This is a genomic window from Agrobacterium sp., from assembly GCF_032092815.1.
GTDB lineage: Bacteria > Pseudomonadota > Alphaproteobacteria > Rhizobiales > Rhizobiaceae > Agrobacterium.
The window spans coordinates 29,428-34,818 of sequence record NZ_DAMDBP010000044.1; the positions used below are offsets into that span (position 1 = coordinate 29,428).

The 5,391-nt window shown below is 55.9% G+C and carries 6 protein-coding genes; 5 read left to right on the top strand and 1 reads right to left on the bottom strand.

Annotated elements, in window-relative coordinates:
* Positions 1-228 (bottom strand): FAD-dependent monooxygenase (locus RT613_RS19905; protein WP_313618118.1); only part of this gene is annotated, 228 nt, incomplete at its 3' end.
* Positions 229-432: 204 nt separating this feature from the next.
* Between RT613_RS19905 and pcsA the strand changes: the two genes are divergently transcribed.
* The 5 genes from pcsA to RT613_RS19930 all read left to right on the top strand — a co-directional run.
* Positions 433-1,158, top strand: coding sequence for a phosphatidylcholine synthase (gene pcsA / locus RT613_RS19910; RefSeq protein WP_313618119.1), 726 nt, complete (start codon positions 433-435; stop codon positions 1,156-1,158).
* 182 nt (positions 1,159-1,340) lie between these two features.
* On the top strand, positions 1,341-2,900 hold the full coding sequence (locus RT613_RS19915) for an ABC transporter ATP-binding protein (RefSeq protein WP_313618126.1): 1,560 nt from the start codon (positions 1,341-1,343) through the stop codon (positions 2,898-2,900).
* A complete protein-coding gene (locus tag RT613_RS19920) occupies positions 2,890-3,978 on the top strand; it encodes an ABC transporter permease (RefSeq protein WP_313618120.1) in 1,089 nt (362 codons plus the stop codon). The genes RT613_RS19915 and RT613_RS19920 overlap by 11 nt, the downstream gene beginning before the upstream one ends.
* Complete coding sequence (locus tag RT613_RS19925) at positions 3,978-4,898, top strand: ABC transporter permease (RefSeq protein WP_313618121.1); 921 nt, start codon at positions 3,978-3,980, stop codon at positions 4,896-4,898. The genes RT613_RS19920 and RT613_RS19925 overlap by 1 nt, the downstream gene beginning before the upstream one ends.
* A gap of 87 nt (positions 4,899-4,985) precedes the next feature.
* The coding region (locus tag RT613_RS19930; RefSeq protein WP_313618122.1) for a BMP family ABC transporter substrate-binding protein at positions 4,986-5,391 on the top strand (406 nt) is incomplete at its 3' end.

A 5,391-nucleotide genomic window follows, 5' to 3' on the forward strand; every position in this document is an offset into this window, starting at 1 on the left:
GATGATCTGCATGACAGAGAGTTTGGCCGAAAACGGCTCGATGTTTTTCCACAGACCCAGCCGGTCGAGAAAGCGGATCGACTGATCCATCAGCGCCGTGGTGCGGTGGTCATTGCGGGCGGATTTGGGAGCAATGAGCGCGACGTGGCGGCCTGACCGTGCAAGTGCGATGGCCGCGATCTGCCCGGCAAGGCCGGCGCCAACAACTGAAATATCGTAATCCGTCATGGTCATTATCCGTTATATATGCGTGCCAAGCATAAAGACATTGCCAGTTGAAATCCACTGTGGGGATGGTGCGTCCTATGCTTATCTTGCTGTACCATACTGTAATATGCCTTAGGATAAGGCATTTTCGATGGTTGCATTGCGCGTTGAATGGTCGCATACCGGACATGGACTGAAGATTAAAAATGAGGCGCACCCGCAGTGATGAAAATATTCAAATACAAGCGCGTGCCCTATGCGGAAATTCGGGCCTTTTCAGTCCATATCCTCACCGCATCCGGTTCGTTTCTGGCTTTTCTCGGCGTCGTTGCTGCGGCTGAACATCGCTTTGTCGACATGTTCTGGTGGCTGGGTCTTGCGCTGGCGGTGGATGGAATTGACGGGCCAATCGCCCGCAAGGTGCGGGTGAAAGAGGTTCTGCCCAACTGGTCCGGCGACATGCTGGACAATATCATCGACTACGTGACCTATGTGCTGTTGCCGGCCTTTGCGCTTTACCAAAGCGGCATGATCGGTGAACCCTGGTCCTTTGTGGCGGCGGGCATGATTGTGGTGTCGAGTGCCATTTATTATGCCGACATGGGCATGAAGACCGATGAATATTTTTTCTCCGGTTTCCCTGTTGTCTGGAACATGGTTGTGTTCACGCTGTTTGTGATTGATGCCAGCGCGATTGCAGCCATGGCTGTTGTCACCGTTTCGGTCATCTTGACCTTCCTGCCGATCAACTTCCTGCATCCTGTGCGCGTCAAGCGTCTGCGTGGTCTCAATATGGCGGTATTCATGGTCTGGTGCGCGCTTGGCGGTTATGCGCTGCTCCTGCACTTCGATACACCGGTCTGGGTTGGCGTCGGTGTGGTCATATCAGGCATCTACCTCTACTGCATTGGTGGAATATTGCAGTTTTTCCCGTCGCTTGGCGCCAAGTAACACGGCTGCAAGCTGCGTATTCGGCTTAAATTTGAAAAACTGTTGTGCATGGCAACAAAGTCTTTATCAATAAGTCAAAAAACATATTGAGTACGCGCGGAAACGTCGTAGAAAAGTAAGACGGTTGGTTTTTCAAATGCCTCGCAGAAGGCAGACGAAAGAGGGGAATGGTGACGGAAACGATTGCGCAGAAGGATGCGCCTCTCTTAGCTGTTTCTCAGCTCTCCAAGTATTTCGGCAATTTTGCTGCCTGCAACGAAATTGACCTGACTGTTCAACCCGGCGAAATTCACGCCCTTCTGGGTGAAAACGGCGCGGGAAAATCCACGCTCGTCAAAATGCTGTTCGGTGTGCTGGAACCGACAAGCGGCGACATTCTCTGGCACGGAAAACCGGTCAAGATTACCTCGCCCGGCGTGGCGCGCAAAACCGGCATCGGCATGGTTTTTCAGCATTTCTCGCTGTTTGAAGCGCTGACCGTCGCGGAAAACATTGCCCTTTCACTCGATCCCGGCATCTCCATCAAGGAAATTGCCAAAAAGGCCGAAGAGCTTTCCAAGGCTTACGGCCTGCCGCTGGACCCCAATGCGCATGTGGCCGACCTTTCGGTGGGTGAGCGTCAGCGCATCGAAATTGTTCGTGCTCTTCTGCAAAACCCTGAACTGATCATCCTTGATGAGCCAACCTCGGTTCTGACACCGCAGGAAGCCGACCGGCTGTTTGAAACGCTGGCCAAGCTGAAGGCCGAAGGGCGCTCCGTTCTTTATATCAGCCACCGTCTGGAAGAAGTGCAGCGCATCTGTGATCGCGCCACCGTGCTGCGGCACGGCAAGGTGACGGGCAGCTGTGATCCGCGCAAGGAAACTCCGGCGTCGCTGGCCCGCATGATGGTGGGCAATGACATTGCCGGTATCGAGCGTGATGCCTATTGCACGCTGGGCGATACGCAGCTGGAAGTCATGGCGCTGTCGGTTCCGGCACGCACACCGTTTGCGGTGTCGCTGAAATCCATCACCATGAATGTGCGGGCCGGTGAAATTCTGGCCATTGCCGGCATTGCCGGCAATGGCCAGGGCGAATTGTTCGATGCGCTATCGGGCGAATTCCCGGTCTATCATGACGAGGCGATCTTTATCCGGGGCAAGCCGGTTGGCCGCACCGGTATCAATGGTCGCCGTCTTTTGGGTGCCGGCTTCGTGCCGGAAGAACGCCACGGCCATGCGGCTGTCACAGGCCTTAGCCTTTCCGACAATATGCTTCTGGCGCGTCATCGCTCAGACCGTAAAAGTTTTCTGAGCGGCGGATTGCTCAACATCATCCGTTATTCCGCCATCAAACAGGCAACAAAACGCATCTGTGAAACCATGGATGTGCGCAAAAGTGCTGAAGATCCGGCCGCCGGGTCGCTGTCTGGTGGCAATTTGCAGAAATTCATCGTCGGGCGTGAGCTGGACCGTCAGCCTTCGCTGTTGATCGTCAACCAGCCGACATGGGGTGTGGATGCAGGTGCGGCCAGCCGCATTCGTCAGGCACTGGTTGATCTGGCCAAATCAGGCTCGGCACTGGTTGTCATCAGCCAGGATCTCGATGAAATCTTTGAAGTGGCCACCAATATTGCGGTGATTTCCGATGGCCGCCTGTCCGATGCCTATCCAAGGGAAGACATGACGCGCGAAAAGATCGGGTTGCTGATGGGTGGTTTGCAGGAAAACAAGCCGGAGGCTGTTGCCCATGCGCATTGAGCTTGAAAAGCGCAGCGGCGTTTCCGCCTTTTTCGCCATTGTTTCGCCCTTGCTGGCACTGGTGCTGACACTGGTGTTTGGCGCCATCATGTTCGCGATGCTGGGCAAGGACCCGCTGCATGCGCTTTACAGCTTTTTTGTCGAGCCGTTGCTGGAAGTGTGGTCGCTGCACGAATTGGCCATCAAGGCCGGGCCATTGATCCTGATCGCCGTTGGCCTGTCGATCTGTTATCGCTCCAACAACTGGAATATCGGCGCGGAAGGTCAGTTCACCATTGGCGCGATTACCGGATCGATGATCCCGGTTCTTTATCCGGACTGGCATTCGCCGCTGGTCCTGCCATTGATGATGGTGATGGGCTTTATCGGCGGTGCGCTTTATGCCTCCATTCCCGCGCTGTTGAAAACCCGTTTCAACACCAATGAAATTCTGACCAGCCTGATGCTGGTCTATATTGCCCAGCTGTTTCTGGACTGGCTGGTGCGCGGCATCTGGCGTGACCCGAAGGGGTACAACTTCCCACAGACCCAGCCGTTCTCGTCAGACGCCGTTCTGCCGGAAATGCTGTCCTCGGGCCGTGCGCATTATGGCTTCGTTTTTGCTATTCTCGCCGCCGTGCTGTTGTGGTTCATGATGCGCTACATGCTGAAAGGCTTTCAGATCAGCGTGCTTGGCCAATCGGCGCGTGCCGGTCGTTTTGCAGGTTTTTCGACGTCGGGCACAGTCTGGTTCTCGCTGCTTTTGTCTGGTGCTCTTGCTGGTCTTGCCGGCATTTCGGAAGTGTCCGGTTCGATTGGCCATTTGCAGCCATCGATTTCGCCCGGTTATGGTTTTACCGCCATCATCGTTGCGTTTCTGGGGCGCTTGAACCCGCTTGGCATCATTGCCTCGGGTCTGGTCCTGGCGCTCACCTATCTCGGTGGTGAGGCGGCACAGCTGTCGATTGGTGTTTCCGACAAGGTGACCCGCGTGTTCCAGGGACTGATGCTGTTCTTCGTGTTGTCCTGCGACACACTCATTCTCTACAGGATCCGCATCCGCTTCAACCGGGCGACGTCGAGCGAGGGGGCTGTCTGATGGATATGCTGCAAGCCATTCTGCTAACCGTCATCACCGCGGCAACACCTCTGGTCATCGCATCGCTGGGTGAACTGGTCACCGAGCGCTCCGGTGTGCTGAACCTTGGCGTTGAGGGGATGATGATCATGGGCGCGGTCTGCGCCTTTGCGGCTGCCCATCTTAGCGGCAATCCCTATCTCGGCATCATTGCAGGTATTGCTGGCGGCACGGTGTTTTCGCTGCTGTTCGGTTTCCTGACGTTGACGCTGGTCACCAACCAGGTGGCAACCGGTCTGGCGCTGACCATTCTCGGGCTTGGTCTGTCGGGCATGTTGGGCGAAAGTTTCGTTGGCCTGCCGGGTGTCAAGTTGCAGCCGATCGTTTTTCCGGTGCTGTCGGAAATCCCGTTCATTGGGCCGTTGCTGTTTCAGCAGGACATCATTTTCTACATGTCGATTGCGCTTGTCGTCGGCATCAGCTGGTTCCTGTTCAAAAGCCGCACGGGCCTGAAACTGCGTGCGATTGGCGACAGCCACGGTTCCGCTCATGCGCTTGGCATCAATGTCATTGCCACGCGGTATCTGGCCATCATGTTTGGCGGTGCCTGCGCGGGTCTGGCCGGTGCGCAGCTGTCACTGGTCTACACTCCGCAATGGGTGGAAAACATGGCTGCTGGTCGTGGCTGGATTGCGCTGGCGCTGGTGGTGTTTGCTTCCTGGCGTCCATGGCGGGTGCTGGCGGGCGGTTACCTCTTCGGGGCTGTCACCATTGGCCAGCTGCATGCGCAGGCCTTCGGGCTTGGCATTCCCTCGCAGCTATTGTCGGCCATGCCTTACGCGGCAACCATCATCGTGCTGGTCATCATTTCCTACAACCGGCGCACGACACTCATCAACACTCCGGCATCCCTGGGTAAACCCTTCGTGCCGGATCGTTAATCCGCATCCAAAGTTTAAAATGCCTTGTCTGAAATGAAAAACAATGCGTTTTAGTAGTTCTGCAATCAAACCACAGCAGGGGTAAAAATGAAGAAGTTCATCATCGCACTTACCGCAACGGCGGCAGTCCTTGGCGGTCTGGCCACAACAGCCGCACGTGCTGAAGACCCGAAGAAGGTCTGCTTTATCTACGTTGGTTCCCGTACCGATGGCGGCTGGACACAGGCGCATGACATTGGCCGTCAGGAACTGCAGACGCATTTCGGCGACAAGATCGAAACGCCTTTCCTGGAAAGCGTTCCGGAAGGTCCGGATGCTGAGCGCGCCATCGAGCGTATGGCCCGTTCCGGCTGCGAGCTGATCTTCACCACCTCCTTCGGCTTCATGGACGCCACCATCAAGGTTGCGCAGAAGTTCCCGAACGTGAAGTTCGAACATGCAACCGGCTTCAAGACGGCTGAAAACGTCGCGACCTACAATTCGCGTTTCTATG